Origin of the sequence: Zymobacter sp. IVIA_12111.31 C1, assembly GCF_047495495.1 — a bacterium.
Taxonomy (GTDB): domain Bacteria; phylum Pseudomonadota; class Gammaproteobacteria; order Pseudomonadales; family Halomonadaceae; genus Zymobacter.
The window spans coordinates 348,532-363,793 of sequence record NZ_CP179930.1 but is presented as its reverse complement, the minus strand read 5'-3'; the positions used below and the strand labels follow the sequence as shown (position 1 = coordinate 363,793).

General features: G+C 53.8%; 26 protein-coding genes. All 26 read right to left on the bottom strand.

Annotated features, from left to right (window positions below; translation table 11 throughout):
* Positions 1 to 42: 42 nt before the first annotated feature.
* A complete protein-coding gene (gene secY, locus ACMHYW_RS01695) occupies positions 43 to 1,359 on the bottom strand; it encodes a preprotein translocase subunit SecY (protein WP_027704532.1) in 1,317 nt (438 codons plus the stop codon).
* Positions 1,360 to 1,794, bottom strand: coding sequence for a 50S ribosomal protein L15 (rplO, locus tag ACMHYW_RS01690; protein WP_414500615.1), 435 nt, complete (start codon positions 1,792 to 1,794; stop codon positions 1,360 to 1,362).
* A gap of 3 nt (positions 1,795 to 1,797) precedes the next feature.
* Positions 1,798 to 1,980: a 50S ribosomal protein L30 gene (gene rpmD / locus ACMHYW_RS01685; RefSeq protein WP_027704530.1), complete on the bottom strand. Its 183-nt coding sequence runs from the start codon at positions 1,978 to 1,980 to the stop codon at positions 1,798 to 1,800.
* A 5-nt stretch (positions 1,981 to 1,985) separates the two neighbouring features.
* Positions 1,986 to 2,489 (bottom strand): 30S ribosomal protein S5, encoded by a 504-nt coding sequence (gene rpsE / locus ACMHYW_RS01680; protein WP_027704529.1) that lies wholly within the window; start codon positions 2,487 to 2,489, stop codon positions 1,986 to 1,988.
* 11 nt (positions 2,490 to 2,500) lie between these two features.
* Positions 2,501 to 2,851 (bottom strand): 50S ribosomal protein L18, encoded by a 351-nt coding sequence (rplR, locus tag ACMHYW_RS01675; RefSeq protein ID WP_027704528.1) that lies wholly within the window; start codon positions 2,849 to 2,851, stop codon positions 2,501 to 2,503.
* 9 nt (positions 2,852 to 2,860) lie between these two features.
* On the bottom strand, positions 2,861 to 3,391 hold the full coding sequence (rplF, locus tag ACMHYW_RS01670; RefSeq protein WP_027704527.1) for a 50S ribosomal protein L6: 531 nt from the start codon (positions 3,389 to 3,391) through the stop codon (positions 2,861 to 2,863).
* Between the two features lie 9 nt (positions 3,392 to 3,400).
* Positions 3,401 to 3,793, bottom strand: coding sequence for a 30S ribosomal protein S8 (gene rpsH, locus ACMHYW_RS01665; RefSeq protein WP_027704526.1), 393 nt, complete (start codon positions 3,791 to 3,793; stop codon positions 3,401 to 3,403).
* Positions 3,794 to 3,816: 23 nt separating this feature from the next.
* Positions 3,817 to 4,122 carry a 30S ribosomal protein S14 gene (gene rpsN / locus ACMHYW_RS01660; protein ID WP_027704525.1) on the bottom strand — a complete coding sequence of 102 codons (306 nt, stop codon included), beginning with the start codon at positions 4,120 to 4,122 and terminating at the stop codon, positions 3,817 to 3,819.
* A gap of 9 nt (positions 4,123 to 4,131) precedes the next feature.
* Positions 4,132 to 4,671: a 50S ribosomal protein L5 gene (gene rplE / locus ACMHYW_RS01655; RefSeq protein ID WP_414500614.1), complete on the bottom strand. Its 540-nt coding sequence runs from the start codon at positions 4,669 to 4,671 to the stop codon at positions 4,132 to 4,134.
* A gap of 18 nt (positions 4,672 to 4,689) precedes the next feature.
* Entirely contained in the window at positions 4,690 to 5,007 is a 318-nt protein-coding gene (gene rplX / locus ACMHYW_RS01650) for a 50S ribosomal protein L24 (RefSeq protein WP_027704523.1), read from the bottom strand.
* A 15-nt stretch (positions 5,008 to 5,022) separates the two neighbouring features.
* Positions 5,023 to 5,394, bottom strand: coding sequence for a 50S ribosomal protein L14 (gene rplN, locus ACMHYW_RS01645; RefSeq protein ID WP_027704522.1), 372 nt, complete (start codon positions 5,392 to 5,394; stop codon positions 5,023 to 5,025).
* A gap of 42 nt (positions 5,395 to 5,436) precedes the next feature.
* Entirely contained in the window at positions 5,437 to 5,697 is a 261-nt protein-coding gene (gene rpsQ, locus ACMHYW_RS01640) for a 30S ribosomal protein S17 (protein WP_027704521.1), read from the bottom strand.
* A gap of 1 nt (position 5,698) precedes the next feature.
* Positions 5,699 to 5,890 carry a 50S ribosomal protein L29 gene (gene rpmC / locus ACMHYW_RS01635; protein ID WP_027704520.1) on the bottom strand — a complete coding sequence of 64 codons (192 nt, stop codon included), beginning with the start codon at positions 5,888 to 5,890 and terminating at the stop codon, positions 5,699 to 5,701.
* Positions 5,890 to 6,303, bottom strand: a complete 414-nt coding sequence (gene rplP / locus ACMHYW_RS01630; RefSeq protein ID WP_027704519.1) for a 50S ribosomal protein L16 — start codon at positions 6,301 to 6,303, stop codon at positions 5,890 to 5,892. The genes rpmC and rplP overlap by 1 nt, the downstream gene beginning before the upstream one ends.
* A gap of 13 nt (positions 6,304 to 6,316) precedes the next feature.
* Positions 6,317 to 7,015, bottom strand: a complete 699-nt coding sequence (gene rpsC, locus ACMHYW_RS01625; protein ID WP_027704518.1) for a 30S ribosomal protein S3 — start codon at positions 7,013 to 7,015, stop codon at positions 6,317 to 6,319.
* Between the two features lie 11 nt (positions 7,016 to 7,026).
* Entirely contained in the window at positions 7,027 to 7,362 is a 336-nt protein-coding gene (gene rplV, locus ACMHYW_RS01620) for a 50S ribosomal protein L22 (RefSeq protein WP_027704517.1), read from the bottom strand.
* A gap of 19 nt (positions 7,363 to 7,381) precedes the next feature.
* The gene (rpsS, locus tag ACMHYW_RS01615; protein WP_027704516.1) at positions 7,382 to 7,657 is read right to left on the bottom strand and encodes a 30S ribosomal protein S19; all 276 of its coding nucleotides are present in this window, start codon (positions 7,655 to 7,657) and stop codon (positions 7,382 to 7,384) included.
* Between the two features lie 22 nt (positions 7,658 to 7,679).
* Positions 7,680 to 8,507, bottom strand: coding sequence for a 50S ribosomal protein L2 (gene rplB / locus ACMHYW_RS01610; protein ID WP_414500613.1), 828 nt, complete (start codon positions 8,505 to 8,507; stop codon positions 7,680 to 7,682).
* Positions 8,508 to 8,523: 16 nt separating this feature from the next.
* On the bottom strand, positions 8,524 to 8,820 hold the full coding sequence (rplW, locus tag ACMHYW_RS01605; RefSeq protein WP_027704514.1) for a 50S ribosomal protein L23: 297 nt from the start codon (positions 8,818 to 8,820) through the stop codon (positions 8,524 to 8,526).
* On the bottom strand, positions 8,817 to 9,425 hold the full coding sequence (rplD, locus tag ACMHYW_RS01600) for a 50S ribosomal protein L4 (protein WP_027704513.1): 609 nt from the start codon (positions 9,423 to 9,425) through the stop codon (positions 8,817 to 8,819). The genes rplW and rplD overlap by 4 nt, the downstream gene beginning before the upstream one ends.
* Positions 9,422 to 10,078 carry a 50S ribosomal protein L3 gene (gene rplC / locus ACMHYW_RS01595; RefSeq protein WP_414500612.1) on the bottom strand — a complete coding sequence of 219 codons (657 nt, stop codon included), beginning with the start codon at positions 10,076 to 10,078 and terminating at the stop codon, positions 9,422 to 9,424. Before rplC ends, rplD begins: the two co-directional genes overlap by 4 nt.
* A 131-nt stretch (positions 10,079 to 10,209) precedes the next feature.
* Positions 10,210 to 10,521 (bottom strand): 30S ribosomal protein S10, encoded by a 312-nt coding sequence (gene rpsJ, locus ACMHYW_RS01590; RefSeq protein ID WP_414500611.1) that lies wholly within the window; start codon positions 10,519 to 10,521, stop codon positions 10,210 to 10,212.
* 232 nt (positions 10,522 to 10,753) lie between these two features.
* A complete protein-coding gene (gene tuf / locus ACMHYW_RS01585; RefSeq protein WP_414500610.1) occupies positions 10,754 to 11,947 on the bottom strand; it encodes an elongation factor Tu in 1,194 nt (397 codons plus the stop codon).
* Between the two features lie 30 nt (positions 11,948 to 11,977).
* Positions 11,978 to 14,098, bottom strand: coding sequence for an elongation factor G (fusA, locus tag ACMHYW_RS01580; protein WP_414500609.1), 2,121 nt, complete (start codon positions 14,096 to 14,098; stop codon positions 11,978 to 11,980).
* 93 nt (positions 14,099 to 14,191) lie between these two features.
* Positions 14,192 to 14,665 (bottom strand): 30S ribosomal protein S7, encoded by a 474-nt coding sequence (rpsG, locus tag ACMHYW_RS01575; protein WP_414500608.1) that lies wholly within the window; start codon positions 14,663 to 14,665, stop codon positions 14,192 to 14,194.
* A gap of 80 nt (positions 14,666 to 14,745) precedes the next feature.
* The gene (gene rpsL / locus ACMHYW_RS01570; RefSeq protein ID WP_027704507.1) at positions 14,746 to 15,120 is read right to left on the bottom strand and encodes a 30S ribosomal protein S12; all 375 of its coding nucleotides are present in this window, start codon (positions 15,118 to 15,120) and stop codon (positions 14,746 to 14,748) included.
* Positions 15,121 to 15,262: the final 142 nt, after the last annotated feature.

Below are 15,262 nucleotides of genomic sequence, written 5' to 3'. Positions count from 1 at the left end.
TCCAATTCTCTCGTGGCGCATCATCGGATGATGCAGCTGCGATCAATGGCCTTTGAGGTTGGCCTTCTTCATCACAGATTCATACTGATTGGACATCAGTTGAGCTTGAACCTGGGACATGAAGTCCATGACGACAACAACCACGATCAATACAGAGGTACCACCTAGCTGGACAGATACGCCAGTCAAAGCTGCCAATAGCTGGGGCAACAGTGATACAAAGGCAATATATGCCGCCCCGAATAGCGTCAGACGGGTCATTACCTTGTCGACATAGCGAGCAGTCTGTTCACCGGGACGGATACCTGGCAGAAATGCACCGGATTTCTTCAGATTGTCTGCAACGTCCTTGGGATTGAACACAAGAGCGGTGTAGAAGAAACAGAAGAATACTACGGCTGCAGTAAAGAGCAACACATAAAGTGTGGCGCCAGGTTTCAACGCTTCACTGACAGTGTTCATCCAGTGGAAGCGATTGCTATTGCTCAGCCACTGAGCAACAGACCCCATGAACAACAGGATACTCTGCGCGAAGATGGCTGGGATAACCCCGGCCATGTTTACCTTCATAGGCAGGTAGCTGTTCTGCCCCGCATACATTTTGTTGCCAACCTGACGACGCGGATAGGTCACTTTAATGCGACGCTGACCACGCTCAATGAAGACAACAAAGGCAACGGTGATCAGTGCTAGGAGGCCCATACCCAACAGGGACAGAGCACCATTCACACTGCTATTGCCATTATTTGCTGCGGTAGATGCATTGCTGATGATTTGAGGCAGACTTGCAACGATACCTGCAAAGATGATCAGCGAAATACCATTGCCAATCCCTTTTTCGGTAACCTGCTCGCCTAGCCACATCAAGAACATGGCACCTGCGACAAATGTCGAAACGGTAATAAGATAGAACGTTGCGCTACCTTGAGCTGCCCCGCCTCCGACCAACCCCACTGACATGCCGACAGCTTGAATCACTGCGAGTACAAGCGTTGCATAACGCGTGTATTGTGTGATCTTGCGCCGGCCAGCTTCGCCTTCTTTCTTCAACTGCTCAAGTGAAGGAGAAACGACTGTCATCAGCTGCATGATGATCGACGCGGAGATATACGGCATGATACCAAGTGCGAATACACTCATTCGCTCGAGGGCACCACCCGAGAACATGTTGAACATGCCCAGGATGGTGCCACCGTTGGCATTAAAAAGAACAGCGAGCTGGCCAGAATCGATACCGGGCACCGGAACATGGGCACCGATACGATACACCACGATCGCGAGCAGCACGAAGAGAAGGCGAGAACGCAGTTCTGCGAAGCCACCTCCAGAGCTTGCCGGTACGTTTCCTGACTTAGCCATTTAGTCCTCTACCTTGCCGCCAGCGTTTTCAATGGCACTGCGTGCGCCTTTCGTGACTTTGAGGCCACGAATGGTGACAGCCTTGTCCAGCTCACCAGAGAGAACAATTTTGGCAAAGCGCGTGTCATCTTTGATCACGTTAGCCTGTTTCAGCGCGGCCAGATCGATAACATCAGCGTTGACTTTGGCCAGCTCGGAGAGGCGAACCTCTTCAGAGACCAAAGATTTTGCAGATGTAAAACCGAACTTCGGCAGACGACGCTGCAAAGGCATCTGACCACCTTCGAAACCCGGTTTGACGCTACCGCCAGAACGGGCTTTCAGACCTTTGTGACCACGGCCACCGGTCTTGCCAAGGCCAGAACCGATACCACGGCCAACGCGTTTTTCAGCGTGCTTGGCGCCCGCTGCAGGACGCAATGTATTCAGTTTCATGGATTACTCTCCCTCGACTCGAACAAGGTAGTTAACCTTGTTAATCATGCCGCGAACGGCCGGGGTGTCTTCCAGTTCAACCGTATGGCCGATGCGACGCAGGCCCAGGCCACGCACGGTAGCCTGGTGTTTTTTGCCTGTGCCGATGGCACTGCGAACTTGAGTCACTTTGATCTTGGCTGACATCGTAGTTACCCCGTGATTTGTGCGACGGAGAGGCCACGTTTGGCAGCAACATCTTCAGGGGAACGCATGGAAGCGAGACCCTTGATGGTTGCACGTACAACGTTGACCGGGTTGGTCGAGCCGTAGCACTTAGCCAGAACGTCCTGAACACCTGCCAGCTCCAGTACAGAGCGCATCGCACCACCGGCGATAATACCCGTACCTTCGGATGCAGGCTGCATGAAGATCTTGGACGCCCCGTGGTTTGCACGCACCGGATACTGCAGCGTGTTACCTTTCAGCTCGACTTTGATCATGTTGCGGTGCGCCTGATCCATAGCCTTCTGGATAGCGACCGGCACTTCACGTGCCTTGCCGCGGCCAAAGCCGACGCGCCCTTTGCCATCGCCAACAACGGTCAGAGCAGTGAAACCGAAAATACGGCCACCTTTGACCACTTTGGCGACGCGGTTAATCTGCACCAACTTCTCTTGCAGATCACCGCTGCCTTTCTGTTCGTTATTCGCCATCGTGTCACCCTTTAGAATTTCAGGCCGCCTTCGCGCGCAGCATCAGCCAGCGCTTTGACTCGACCGTGGTACTTGAACCCGGAGCGGTCAAAGGCTACCTGGGAAATACCTGCTTCCTTGGCACGCTCGGCCAGCAGTGCGCCGACTTTGGTCGCTGCATCGACGTTGCCAGTGGCACCTTCACGCAGCGATTTGTCCAGCGTCGAAGCGCTGACGAGAACACGCCCACCGTCCGCAGAAATAATCTGCGCATAGATATGGCGCGGGGTGCGGTTGACGCACAGACGCTCGACGCCCAGCTCGCGAATTTTCGCGCGCGCGCGGCGGGCACGACGGAGACGACTTTCTTTCTTCGCGTTCATAACCCTGCCTTACTTCTTCTTGGCTTCTTTACGACGGACTTGCTCGTCACCGTAACGTACACCTTTGCCTTTATAAGGCTCCGGCGGACGGAAGGCACGAATTTCAGCCGCCACCTGGCCGAGACGCTGCTTGTCAGCGCTTTTCAGCACGATCGTGGTGTTCTTCGGAGTTTCCGCAGTAACACCTTCAGGCAGTGCATACTCGACAGGGTGAGAGAAACCCAGCGTGAGGTTGATGGTTTTGCCACTTGCTTGTGCACGGTAACCGACACCGGTGATTTCCAGTGTACGAGTGAACCCTTCGGTTACACCGATGACCATGTTGTTAGCAAGCGCACGGGTGGTACCAGCCATAGCCCAGTTTTTTGCCGTTTCGCTCGGAGCGAAGGTCAGTTTGCCTTCTTCCTGGCTCACGACAACGTCGGGATGGATGGTCAGCTCAAGTTGACCCTGGCTGCCTTTGACAGTCAGAACCTGGTCGTTGAGCTTGGCTTCGACGCCGCTTGGCAGCGTTACCGGGTATTTTGCGATCCTGGACATTTCTCGCTCCTAGAATACGGTGCAGATGACTTCACCGCCGACGCCAGCTTGACGTGCAGCGCGGTCGGTCATTACGCCCTTGGAGGTGGAAATGATCGCCACACCCAAACCATCTGCAACCTCGGGAAGTTCATCCTTGCCCTTGTAGATGCGCAGAGAAGGCTTGGATACGCGTTGCAGGTGTTCGATGACCGGTTTGCCTTCGAAATACTTAAGAGTCACATTCAGCTGCGGCTGCTTGTCACCTTCGACAGCGAAGTCCGCAATGTAACCTTCTTCTTTCAGTACGCGCGCTACCTGAACCTTGATCTTAGACGACGGAATAGAAACCGTCGCCTTGGTAGCCTGCTGCGCATTGCGAATACGCGTAAGCATATCCGCCAGAGTGTCTTGCATGCTCATTTATCGCACTCCTGTGTACGCGGTTACCAGCTTGCCTTGGTCAAGCCGGGGATGTCACCGCGCATTGCGGCTTCACGCAGCTTGTTACGACCCAGGCCAAACTTGTTGTAATAGCCATGGGGACGGCCTGTGATACGGCAGCGTTTACGCTGACGTACCGGGCTGGAGTCACGCGGCAGGGACTGCAGTTTGAGCTGTGCATCGAAGCGATCTTCATCAGACGCATCAACACTCTGGATGATTGCTTTGAGCTCAGCACGACGCGCGGCATATTTTTCAGCTAGGCGCGCACGTTTAAGCTCACGCTCAACCATACTTTTCTTAGCCATTGTCCGACCTTATTTCTTGAACGGGAAGTTCAGAGCGCTCAGGAGCGCACGACCTTCCTCGTCAGTGTTGGCGGTAGTGGTAATCGTGATATCCAAACCGCGGATGCGATCAATCTTATCATATTCGATCTCGGGGAAGATGATCTGTTCACGCACTCCCATCGAATAGTTGCCGCGACCGTCAAAAGATTTCGGGTTCAGACCACGGAAATCGCGGATACGCGGGATCGCAATGTTGACCAGGCGATCAAGGAATTCCCACATGCGTTCGCCACGCAGGGTTACCTTAACACCGATCGGCCAGCCTTCACGGACTTTGAAGCCAGCAACGGATTTACGTGCTTTAGTCACGACAGGTTTCTGCCCTGACAGCTTCTCGAGATCCGCGGTAGCAAAGTCGATCAGTTTCTTGTCGCTGGTCGCTTCACCGACACCCATGTTCAGAGTCACCTTGGTGATCTTGGGCATCTGCATTACGTTGGCATAGCCAAACTGTTCTGTCAGTTTGGCTACAACCTCGTTCTTGAACTGCTCTTTCAAATTCGCCATTGTCCCACCCGACTCACGTTAGGCGTCGATCTGCTTTTGAGTCGACTTGTAGATACGGACCTTGGTACCGTCTTCTTTGACCTGGAAGCCAACGCGATCAGCCTTGCCGGTTTCCTGGTTGAAGATTGCGACGTTGGACTCGTGAATCGGAGCCTCACGCTCAACGATACCACCCTGGGTGCCCAGCATCGGGTTGGGCTTAGTGTGACGCTTAACAACGTTCACACCAGCGACGACGAATTTGCCGTCTTTCAGAACACGTTGAACGGTTCCGCGCTTGCCCTTGTCCTTGCCGGCGATGACGATAACTTCGTCTTGAGTCTTGATCTTGCGCATTGTCCGTTTCGCTCCTTACAGCACTTCGGGCGCCAAGGAAATGATTCGCATAAACTTCTCGTTACGAAGTTCGCGAGTCACCGGCCCAAAAATACGAGTGCCGACCGGCTGTTCGTTGGTGTTGTTCAACAACACCGCTGCATTGCCGTCGAAACGGATCAGCGAACCGTCGGGGCGACGTACGCCACTACGGGTACGGACCACGACCGCTTTCAGGACCTGACCTTTCTTGACACGACCGCGCGGAATAGCTTCCTTGACCGTCACTTTGATGATGTCGCCAATTCGCGCATAGCGACGATGCGAACCACCGAGAACCTTAATACACATAACTCGGCGCGCACCGCTGTTGTCAGCGACATCCAGCATTGTTTGCGTCTGAATCATCGGTTTTCTCCAAACCTAAACTGACTGCACTGGCAGACGGGATTAACCCTTCGCCCGTTCGATCACTTCTACCAGTGACCAGGATTTGTTCTTGGAGATCGGACGGCATTCCGCGATGGACACCGTATCACCAAGTTTCGCCTGACTGTTTTCGTCATGAGCCTGCAGCTTGGTGGAGCGCTTGACGTATTTACCGTAAATCGGGTGACGTTCGCTACGCTCGATCATCACGACGATGGACTTGTCCATCTTGTCGCTTACTACCTTGCCGGTAAGCGTACGGGGCTTTTTGTCTTCGGCCATCTTAGTTACCTGCTTTCTCGTTGATCACAGTCTTGACACGAGCGATGTCGCGACGCGTCTGCTTCAACAGATGGGCCTGACTGAGCTGACCCGTAGCTTTCTGCATACGCAGGTTGAACTGCTCACGCAGCAGCTCAAGCAGCTGCGCCTTGAGCTCATTGACTGACTTGTCGCGGAGTTCCTGAGCTTTCATCACATCACCGTCCGTTTCACGAAAGTAGTGGCAACGGGCATCTTCTGAGCGGCGAGATCGAAAGCTTCACGTGCCAGCTCTTCGGAGACACCTTCGATTTCGTAGAGCACTTTGCCCGGCTGAATCTGGGCAACCCAGTATTCTACAGAACCTTTACCCTTACCCATACGAACTTCGAGAGGTTTCTCGGAGATCGGTTTGTCCGGGAAGATGCGGATCCAGATCTTACCGCCACGTTTAACGTGACGAGTGATGGCACGACGGCCAGCTTCGATCTGACGTGCAGTGATGCGGCCACGACCTACGGCTTTGAGGCCGTATTCGCCGAAGCTCACGCTACTTCCGCGCTGAGCCAGGCCGCGGTTACGGCCTTTATGCTGCTTGCGGAATTTAGTACGTTTGGGCTGTAACATCGACTACCCCCCCTTACTTGGAACCTTTCTTCTTGGATGCAGGTTGCTGAGGTTGTTTCGCCTTAGCGCGGACTTCCTCGATGCCACCAAGAATTTCGCCTTTGAAAATCCACACTTTTACGCCGATAACACCATAGGTGGTGTGAGCTTCGTAAGTGGAGTAGTCAATGTCTGCGCGCAGAGTGTGAAGCGGTACACGGCCTTCACGATACTGCTCGGTACGTGCGATTTCAGCACCGCCAAGACGGCCGGACAGCTGAATCTTGATACCTTGAGCACCCAGACGCATGGCGTTCTGCACAGCACGTTTCATGGCACGACGGAACATAACGCGACGTTCCAGCTGGCCAGCGACGTTCTGAGCCACCAGGCGAGCATCAAGCTCGGGTTTGCGAACTTCTTCGATGTTGACATGGACCGGAACGCCCATCATCGCAGTCAGCTCACGGCGCAGACGGTCAACGTCTTCGCCTTTTTTACCAATCACGATACCCGGACGGGCAGTGTGAATGGTGATACGTGCATTGTTGGCCGGACGTTCGATCTGAATGCGGCTAACGGATGCATTTTTCAGACGGTCTTCGATGAAGCTACGTACCTGAAGATCGTTGTTCAGCTTGTCGGCGTAAGCGCCACGCTCTGCGTACCAGACCGAAGTGTGGTCTTTGACGATACCGAGGCGCATACCGATTGGATGTACTTTCTGACCCATCTGGTCGACTCCTACTTCTCGGCTACCTTGACGGTGATGTGACAAGTGCGCTTCATAATGCGATCCGCACGGCCTTTGGCACGCGGACGGATGCGTTTCAGCGTCATGCCCTCATCGACATAGATAGTCGAGACGCGAAGTTCGTCGATGTCCATGCCGTTATTCTCTTCCGCATTAGCAATCGCGGATTTGAGCACTTTTTGTACCAGGACAGCGGCTTTCTTCGGAGAGAATGCCAAGATGTCCAGCGCTTCCGCTACGGGCTTTCCGCGCACCTGATCTGCCACCAAACGGGCTTTCTGAGCGGACAGGCGAGCGCCGCGCAATTTAGCAGCTACTTCTTCCATTTCTATGGTCCTCTCTTACTTACCGCTTGGCTTTCTTGTCAGCCGCGTGACCGCGATAGGTGCGGGTTGCAGCGAACTCGCCGAGTTTGTGACCGACCATCTCTTCAGAGACGTAGACCGGTACATGCTGGCGACCGTTATGGACAGCAATGGTGAGACCTACCATGTTTGGCAGGACCATGGAACGACGCGACCAAGTGACGATCGGTTTGCGGTCGTTCTTCTCCACAGCCGCCTCAACCTTCTTCAAAAGATGAAGGTCAATGAAGGGACCTTTCTTAAGTGAACGTGGCACAGCCGTTACCCCTTAGTTTCTATTACTTGGCCTTGCGGCGACGAACGATCAGTTTATCGGTGCGCTTGTTCTTGCGGGTCTTGTGACCTTTGGTCGGAACGCCCCACGGAGAAACCGGGTGACGGCCACCGCTGGTACGACCCTCACCACCACCGTGCGGGTGATCAACCGGGTTCATTGCAACACCGCGAACTGTCGGACGCACACCTTTCCAGCGTTTGGCACCGGCTTTACCCAGTTGACGCAGGCTGTGTTCAGAGTTGCCGACTTCACCAAGCGTAGCGCGGCATTCAGCCAGTACACGACGCATTTCGCCAGAACGAAGGCGGATAGTCGCGTAGTTGCCTTCACGGGCAACCAGCTGAGCGCTTGCGCCAGCACTGCGAACCAACTGAGCACCTTTACCCGGTTTCAGCTCGATGCAGTGGATGACAGAACCGACCGGAATGTTACGCAGCGGCAGTGTATTACCACTGCGGATTGCGGCGTTAACACCGGATTCAAGACGGTCACCAACGCTGACACGCTTAGGAGCAATGATGTAGCGACGTTCACCGTCCATGTACTTCAGCAGCGCGATGTGGGCGCTACGGTTCGGATCGTATTCGATACGTTCAACAACAGCAGGAATGCCGTCCTTGGTACGTTTAAAATCGATCAGACGATAATGCTGGCGCTGACCACCACCGATGTGGCGAGTGGTAATGCGGCCTTTGTTGTTACGACCACCAGTGCGGGTCTGGGACTCGACCAGAGAGGCAACCGGACGACCTTTATAAAGGTCGGGGTTGACAGTCTTCACCAAATGGCGACGACCGGCGGAAGTAGGTTTGGTCTTAACTACTGCCATGATCCGTTCTCCTGCCTTACTCGTTACCGGTGAAGTCTTCGAGAGTTTCACCAGCGGCCAGAGTGACATAAGCCTTGCGAATGTCGTTGCGGCGACCTTCACCACGTGCGCTGCGCTTGACCTTGCCCTTGATGTTCACTACCTGGACGGACTTAACCTTTTTCTCGAAAAGCGCTTCTACTGCTTTCTTGACTTCGGTTTTAGTCGCATCGCTGGCCACCTTGAAAACGTACTGGCCGTTTTCAGCAGCAACAGCTGCTTTTTCGGTCATGTGCGGACCAAGCAGAACTTTGAATACGCGTTCCTGGTTCATGCCAGCTTCTCCTCGAACTTGCGCAGCGCCGGAACAGTTACCAGCACTTTGTCGAAGGCGATCAGGCTAACGGGGTCAACCGCTGCCACGTCGACAACAGCAACGTTAGGAATATTACGTGCTGCCAGGTACAGATTGGCATCAACTTCTTCGGTGATGATCAGCACGTTTTCCAGATCCATTGCTTTCAGCGTAGCTGCCAGCTGTTTGGTCTTCGGCGTTTCAACAGCGAAAGTTTCGACTGCCACCAGGCGATCCTGGCGTACCAGTTCGGACAGGATGGAGCGCATGGCCGCACGATACATTTTGCGGTTAACTTTCTGCGCGTGGTCCTGCGGGCGAGCTGCGAAGGTTACACCACCGCTACGCCACAGAGGAGAACGGATAGTACCTGCACGAGCGCGGCCAGAGCCTTTCTGACGCCACGGTTTTTTACCACCGCCGCTGACATCGGAACGAGTCTTCTGTGCACGAGAGCCTTGACGTGCGCCTGCCAGGTAGGCAGTCACAACCTGATGAATCAGGGCTTCGTTGAAGTCTTTACCGAAAGTCGCGTCGGAAAGTTCGACGGTGCCTGCGTTAGCACCTGCGAGATTCAGGTTCATTGCGCTTTTTCCTCCCCGCGAGCTTTGACAGCGGTACGTACAACTACGTCACTGCCAGTAGCGCCCGGTACGGCACCTTTAACAAGCAACAGATTACGTTCAGCATCAACGCGAACGACTTCAAGGCTCTGGACGGTTACACGAGCACTACCCATGTGACCTGCCATTTTTTTGCCTTTGAATACACGTCCAGGCGTCTGGCACTGACCGATAGAACCCGGTGCACGATGCGAGAGGGAGTTACCGTGGGTCATATCCTGGGTACGGAAGTTCCAGCGTTTAACACCACCCTGGAAGCCCTTACCTTTGGACAGGCCGGTCACGTCAATCTTCTGACCAGCTTCAAAGAGGGATACAGTGAATTCGCCGCCAACCTGCGGGTCTTCATCGCCGTCTGTAAGACGGAATTCGACCAAGGCGCGACCAGCTTCGACACCCGCTTTAGCAAACTGACCAGCAGCTGCTTTAGAGAGGTGTTTAGCTTTGCGGGAGCCAGTTGTAACCTGTACAGCGCGGTAGCCGTCAGACTCAAGCGTCTTAACGGTAGTAACGCGGTTCGGCTCAACCTCGATAACGGTTACGGGCACGGATGCGCCATCTTCGGTGAAGATACGGCTCATGCCGCACTTCTTACCGACTAAACCGATCGTCATGTTCAGTCTCCTAATAGTGTACGGGGCTATCACCCGCTATGGCTGCCCTTTCCAGAGCATTCCACTAGCACATTGTATGGCGTCATCCCGACGCGACGGTCAACGTGACCGTGAGTGACTAGTGTAATTGATTAATCAACCTTGATCTGTACATCTACGCCAGCAGCGAGATCAAGCTTCATCAGCGCATCAACTGTTTTTTCAGTCGGCTCAACGATGTCGAGCACACGCTTATGAGTGCGGATCTCGTACTGATCACGCGCGTCTTTGTTGACGTGCGGAGAGACCAGGACAGTGTAACGTTCGCGGTTGGTCGGCAGCGGAATCGGACCGCGCACCTGAGCGCCAGTACGCTTCGCGGTTTCCACGATTTCTTGCGTGGACTGATCGATCAGGCGATGGTCAAACGCTTTCAACCGAATGCGAATTTTTTGGTTCTGCATGTGCCAGAAACTCCAGTAGCCACACCCTATCACTTTTGCACTACTACAGCACAAAAGCAACAAAGCGAGCAGCCTTGTGAATAGCAACGACGCGAGCCGTCTACTCACACCGTAAAGATGGCGAATTATAGGCTCCCTATTCTAAGGAGTCAAATCACACCAGGCATGAGAGACACTCGACATGACAAAGGGGCCCCCGCAGGGGAGCCCCTTTATGTGCAGATCGTATCAATTATTCAACGATCTTGGCAACAACACCAGCACCTACGGTGCGGCCACCTTCACGGATTGCGAAACGCAGACCATCTTCCATTGCGATAGGAGCGATCAGCGTAACTTCCATGGTGACGTTATCGCCAGGCATTACCATTTCAACGCCTTCCGGCAGTTCACAAGTACCAGTTACGTCAGTGGTACGGAAGTAGAACTGCGGACGATAGCCTTTGAAGAACGGAGTGTGACGACCGCCTTCGTCTTTAGACAGGATGTACACTTCCGCGTTGAACTTGGTGTGCGGAGTGATAGTACCCGGCTTAGCCAGAACCTGACCACGTTCGACTTCGTCACGTTTGGTACCACGCAGCAGCGCACCAACGTTCTCACCTGCACGACCTTCGTCGAGCAGTTTACGGAACATTTCAACACCAGTAACGGTAGTTTTGGTGGTTTCGCGCAGACCAACGATTTCGACTTCTTCACCAGTCTTAACGATACCGCGCTCTACACGACCGGTAACAACGGTACCACGACCGGAAATGGAGAATACGTCTTCGATCGGCATCAGGAACGGCTGATCAACGGCACGTTCCGGTTCCGGGATGTACTCATCCAGGGACTTGATCAGGTTACCAACAGCGGTAGTACCCATACCGTTGTCGTCTTTACCTTCCAGCGCCATCAGTGCAGAACCGATGATGATCGGAGTGTCGTCACCCGGGAAGTCGTATTCGTTCAGAAGTTCGCGAACTTCCATTTCGACCAGCTCGAGCAGCTCTTCGTCATCGACCATGTCCGCTTTGTTCAGGAACACAACGATGTACGGAACGCCAACCTGACGAGACAGCAGGATGTGCTCACGAGTCTGCGGCATGGGGCCGTCAGCTGCAGAACATACCAGGATCGCGCCGTCCATCTGCGCAGCACCAGTGATCATGTTCTTGACGTAGTCAGCGTGTCCCGGGCAGTCAACGTGCGCGTAGTGACGAACTTCGGACTGGTACTCAACGTGAGCAGTCGCGATAGTGATACCACGTTCACGCTCTTCAGGAGCGTTATCGATGGTATCAAATGCACGCCAGTCACCACCGAAGAGCTCGGCGGAAACGCGAGTCAGGGCCGCTGTCAGCGTCGTTTTACCATGGTCGACGTGGCCGATGGTACCAACGTTGACATGCGGTTTGGAACGATCAAATTTTTCCTTAGCCACTGCTATAACCTCTTTCTGTACTAAAACGGGTTATCCGTTCTGATTGATGACGGCTTCGACGACGCTGGACGGCGCCTCATCATACTTCGCAAACTCCATAGAGTAGCTTGCGCGGCCCTGGGTCTGCGAGCGCAGGTCGGTCGCGTAACCGAACATCTCACCCAGCGGCACCATTGCACGAATGATTTTACCAGAGGAAGAATCATCCATACCCTGCACCAGTCCACGACGACGGTTAAGGTCACCCATAACATCGCCCATGAACTCTTCCGGTGTAACCACTTCGACTTTCATGACCGGCTCGAGCAGTACTGCCCCAGCTTTACGAGCACCTTCTTTGATCGCCATGGAAGCGGCAATCTTGAACGCGTTCTCGTTAGAGTCGACATCATGGTAGGAACCATCAAACAGTGCAACTTTGACGTCGATCATCGGGTAGCCCGCGATAACACCATTTTGCAGCTGCTCGAAAGCACCTTTTTCTACTGCCGGAACGTATTCTTTCGGTACTGTACCGCCCACGATTTCGGAGCTGAACTTGAAGTTCATCTCCGCATCATCGCCTTTATCTTCGGCAGTCAGCGGTTCAATGCGCAGCCATACGTGACCAAACTGACCACGACCACCAGACTGACGTACGAACTTACCTTCCTGCTCGACAGATTTACGGATGGTTTCACGGTAGGCAACCTGCGGCTTACCGATGTTGGCTTCAACCTTAAACTCGCGACGCATACGGTCAACGATGATATCCAGGTGGAGCTCACCCATACCGGCGATGATAGTCTGGCCCGTTTCTTCATCAGTCTTCACGCGGAAAGACGGATCTTCCTGAGCCAACTTACCAAGAGCGATACCCATTTTTTCTTGGTCAGCTTTGGATTTCGGCTCAACCGCTACAGCAATAACGGGATCCGGGAATTCCATGCGTTCCAGAATAATTTTGGCATCCATATCACACAGGGTATCACCCGTAGTGACGTCTTTCAGGCCAACACACGCTGCGATGTCGCCAGCGTAAACTTCTTTAATCTCTTCGCGAGAGTTAGCGTGCATCTGAACGATACGACCAACACGCTCACGCTTGGACTTGACCGAGTTGAATACGCTGTCACCAGAATTCAGCACGCCTGAGTAGACGCGAATGAAGGTCAGCGTACCCACGAACGGGTCAGTTGCGATCTTGAACGCCAGCGCAGCAAAAGGTGCGTTGTCGTCGGCTTCACGAGTTTCGATGGTACCAGCGGCATCATCCAGCTCACCTTCGATCGCTTTAACTTCAGTCGGGGACGGCAGGTATTCGATGACACCATCCAAAACCGCCTGAACACCTTTGTTCTTGAATGCAGAACCACAGGTGACGAGAACGATTTCGTTGTCCAGCGTACGGCGACGCAGAGCTGCTTTGATTTCTTCTTTGGAGAGGTCACCCTCTTCCAGATATTTTTCCATCAGCTCATCAGATGCTTCAGCAGCAGCTTCGAGCATGTACTCGCGCTGTTCTTCTGCTTTCGCCTGAAGTTCTGCAGGAATATCAACCAGCTCGTAAGACATACCCTGGTCTTCTTCATTCCAGAGGATGGCTTTCATTTCGATCAGGTCGACAACGCCTTTGAAGTCGTCTTCTGCGCCCCAGTTAATCTGGATCGGCACAGCGTTGGCATTCAGACGTTCACGCAGCTGATCGACAACCATGAAGAAGTCGGCACCAGCGCGGTCCATCTTGTTGACGAAGACCATACGCGGAACTTCGTACTTGTTAGCCTGACGCCATACCGTTTCGGTCTGCGGCTGAACACCGGAAGAACCACACAGTACGACAACAGCACCGTCGAGTACGCGCAAAGAACGTTCTACTTCGATCGTGAAGTCAACGTGTCCTGGCGTATCGATGATGTTGATGCGGTGCGGTTCGAACTGCTTGTTCATGCCCGGCCAGAAACAGGTAGTTGCAGCGGACGTGATAGTGATACCACGTTCCTGCTCCTGCTCCATCCAGTCCATGGTCGCAGCGCCCTCATGCACCTCACCGATCTTATGAGAAAGACCGGTATAGAAGAGGACGCGCTCAGTAGTCGTCGTCTTACCCGCATCGACGTGCGCTACGATACCGATATTACGGTAGCGATTGAGAGGTGTCTTACGTGCCACGATAAAGTGTCCTGTGGTTGGAAGCGTCGTTCTATGCGCTTTCGGCATCTGCCAAGCCGTTTGTACAGCATTGACAGACGCCTGAAAAGCAACTTAGAAACGGTAGTGAGAGAACGCCTTGTTGGCATCTGCCATGCGGTGTACGTCTTCACGCTTCTTAACTGCGGCACCCTTGCCTTCTGCGGCATCGAGGATTTCGCCAGCAAGACGCTGCTCCATGGTTTTTTCACCACGGGAACGCGCTGCATCTACCATCCAGCGCATAGCCAGAGCTTCGCGACGGGACGGACGCACTTCGACAGGCACCTGATAGGTAGCACCACCGACGCGGCGTGATTTGACCTCTACCATCGGCTGGATGGTTTCCAGCGCTTTCTCGAAAATGGTCAGCGGCTCAGCATCGTTGGAGCGAGCGGCAACACGATCAAGTGCACCGTAGACAATACGTTCGGCTACGGACTTCTTGCCGCTGATCATCAGGTGGTTCATGAACTTAGCCAAGCGTTCACTTCCGAATTTAGGATCCGGCAGGATTTCGCGCTTGGCGGCAACACGACGTCTAGGCATGATAAGCCCTCAGTTGAAGGGTCCTTCAGGTAAACCTGGCAACTTGCTGACCAGCCTTACTCTTATCAGACCGTAGTGGATCAAGATTTAGGACGTTTAGCACCGTATTTAGAACGGCCCTGTTTACGATCCTGAACACCAGAAGTATCCAGAGCACCGCGAACAGTGTGATAACGCACACCTGGCAAGTCTTTTACGCGACCGCCACGGATCAGGACAACGGAGTGTTCCTGAAGGTTGTGCCCTTCACCACCGATGTATGACGTGACTTCGTAACCGTTGGTCAGACGTACACGACATACTTTACGCAGTGCAGAGTTTGGTTTCTTCGGTGTAGTGGTATATACGCGAGTACATACACCACGACGCTGCGGGCAAGCCTGCAGAGCCGGCACGTCACTTTTAGTGACGGGGCGCTTGCGGGGCTTACGCACCAGCTGGTTAATGGTTGCCATTAATGCTCACTCCATAATGTGCTTGAAGACCGCCAAAAGCGGCCTCTCTTCTGACATCGAGAATAGATAGACTACTCCCTCTATCAAAGGCTGCGAATTTTACGGGGTTAACGTAACAAGCGTCAAGCCCGCTCAACAAAGA

Coding starts and splice junctions, on each gene's coding strand:
- rplF (WP_027704527.1), bottom strand. CDS start 3,391: ATGTCCAGGATCGCAAAATACCCGGTAACGCTGCCAAGCGGCGTCGAA.
- rpsL (WP_027704507.1), bottom strand. CDS start 15,120: ATGGCAACCATTAACCAGCTGGTGCGTAAGCCCCGCAAGCGCCCCGTC.
- rplP (WP_027704519.1), bottom strand. CDS start 6,303: ATGTTACAGCCCAAACGTACTAAATTCCGCAAGCAGCATAAAGGCCGT.
- rpmC (WP_027704520.1), bottom strand. CDS start 5,890: ATGAAAGCTCAGGAACTCCGCGACAAGTCAGTCAATGAGCTCAAGGCG.
- rplX (WP_027704523.1), bottom strand. CDS start 5,007: ATGCGCAAGATCAAGACTCAAGACGAAGTTATCGTCATCGCCGGCAAG.
- rplO (WP_414500615.1), bottom strand. CDS start 1,794: ATGAAACTGAATACATTGCGTCCTGCAGCGGGCGCCAAGCACGCTGAA.
- rpsJ (WP_414500611.1), bottom strand. CDS start 10,521: ATGCAGAACCAAAAAATTCGCATTCGGTTGAAAGCGTTTGACCATCGC.
- rpsN (WP_027704525.1), bottom strand. CDS start 4,122: ATGGCTAAGAAAAGTATGGTTGAGCGTGAGCTTAAACGTGCGCGCCTA.
- rplV (WP_027704517.1), bottom strand. CDS start 7,362: ATGGAAGAAGTAGCTGCTAAATTGCGCGGCGCTCGCCTGTCCGCTCAG.
- rpsC (WP_027704518.1), bottom strand. CDS start 7,015: ATGGGTCAGAAAGTACATCCAATCGGTATGCGCCTCGGTATCGTCAAA.
- rpmD (WP_027704530.1), bottom strand. CDS start 1,980: ATGTCAGCCAAGATCAAAGTGACTCAAGTTCGCAGTGCCATCGGCACA.
- rpsE (WP_027704529.1), bottom strand. CDS start 2,489: ATGGCGAATAACGAACAGAAAGGCAGCGGTGATCTGCAAGAGAAGTTG.
- rplN (WP_027704522.1), bottom strand. CDS start 5,394: ATGATTCAGACGCAAACAATGCTGGATGTCGCTGACAACAGCGGTGCG.
- rpsQ (WP_027704521.1), bottom strand. CDS start 5,697: ATGGCCGAAGACAAAAAGCCCCGTACGCTTACCGGCAAGGTAGTAAGC.
- secY (WP_027704532.1), bottom strand. CDS start 1,359: ATGGCTAAGTCAGGAAACGTACCGGCAAGCTCTGGAGGTGGCTTCGCA.
- rplR (WP_027704528.1), bottom strand. CDS start 2,851: ATGAACGCGAAGAAAGAAAGTCGTCTCCGTCGTGCCCGCCGCGCGCGC.
- rplB (WP_414500613.1), bottom strand. CDS start 8,507: ATGGCAGTAGTTAAGACCAAACCTACTTCCGCCGGTCGTCGCCATTTG.
- rplW (WP_027704514.1), bottom strand. CDS start 8,820: ATGAACCAGGAACGCGTATTCAAAGTTCTGCTTGGTCCGCACATGACC.
- rplE (WP_414500614.1), bottom strand. CDS start 4,671: ATGGCGAATTTGAAAGAGCAGTTCAAGAACGAGGTTGTAGCCAAACTG.
- rplD (WP_027704513.1), bottom strand. CDS start 9,425: ATGAACCTGAATCTCGCAGGTGCTAACGCAGGCACCGTCGAACTTTCC.
- rpsG (WP_414500608.1), bottom strand. CDS start 14,665: ATGCCTAGACGTCGTGTTGCCGCCAAGCGCGAAATCCTGCCGGATCCT.
- rplC (WP_414500612.1), bottom strand. CDS start 10,078: ATGACGATCGGTTTAGTCGGTAAGAAGTGCGGCATGAGCCGTATCTTC.
- rpsH (WP_027704526.1), bottom strand. CDS start 3,793: ATGAGCATGCAAGACACTCTGGCGGATATGCTTACGCGTATTCGCAAT.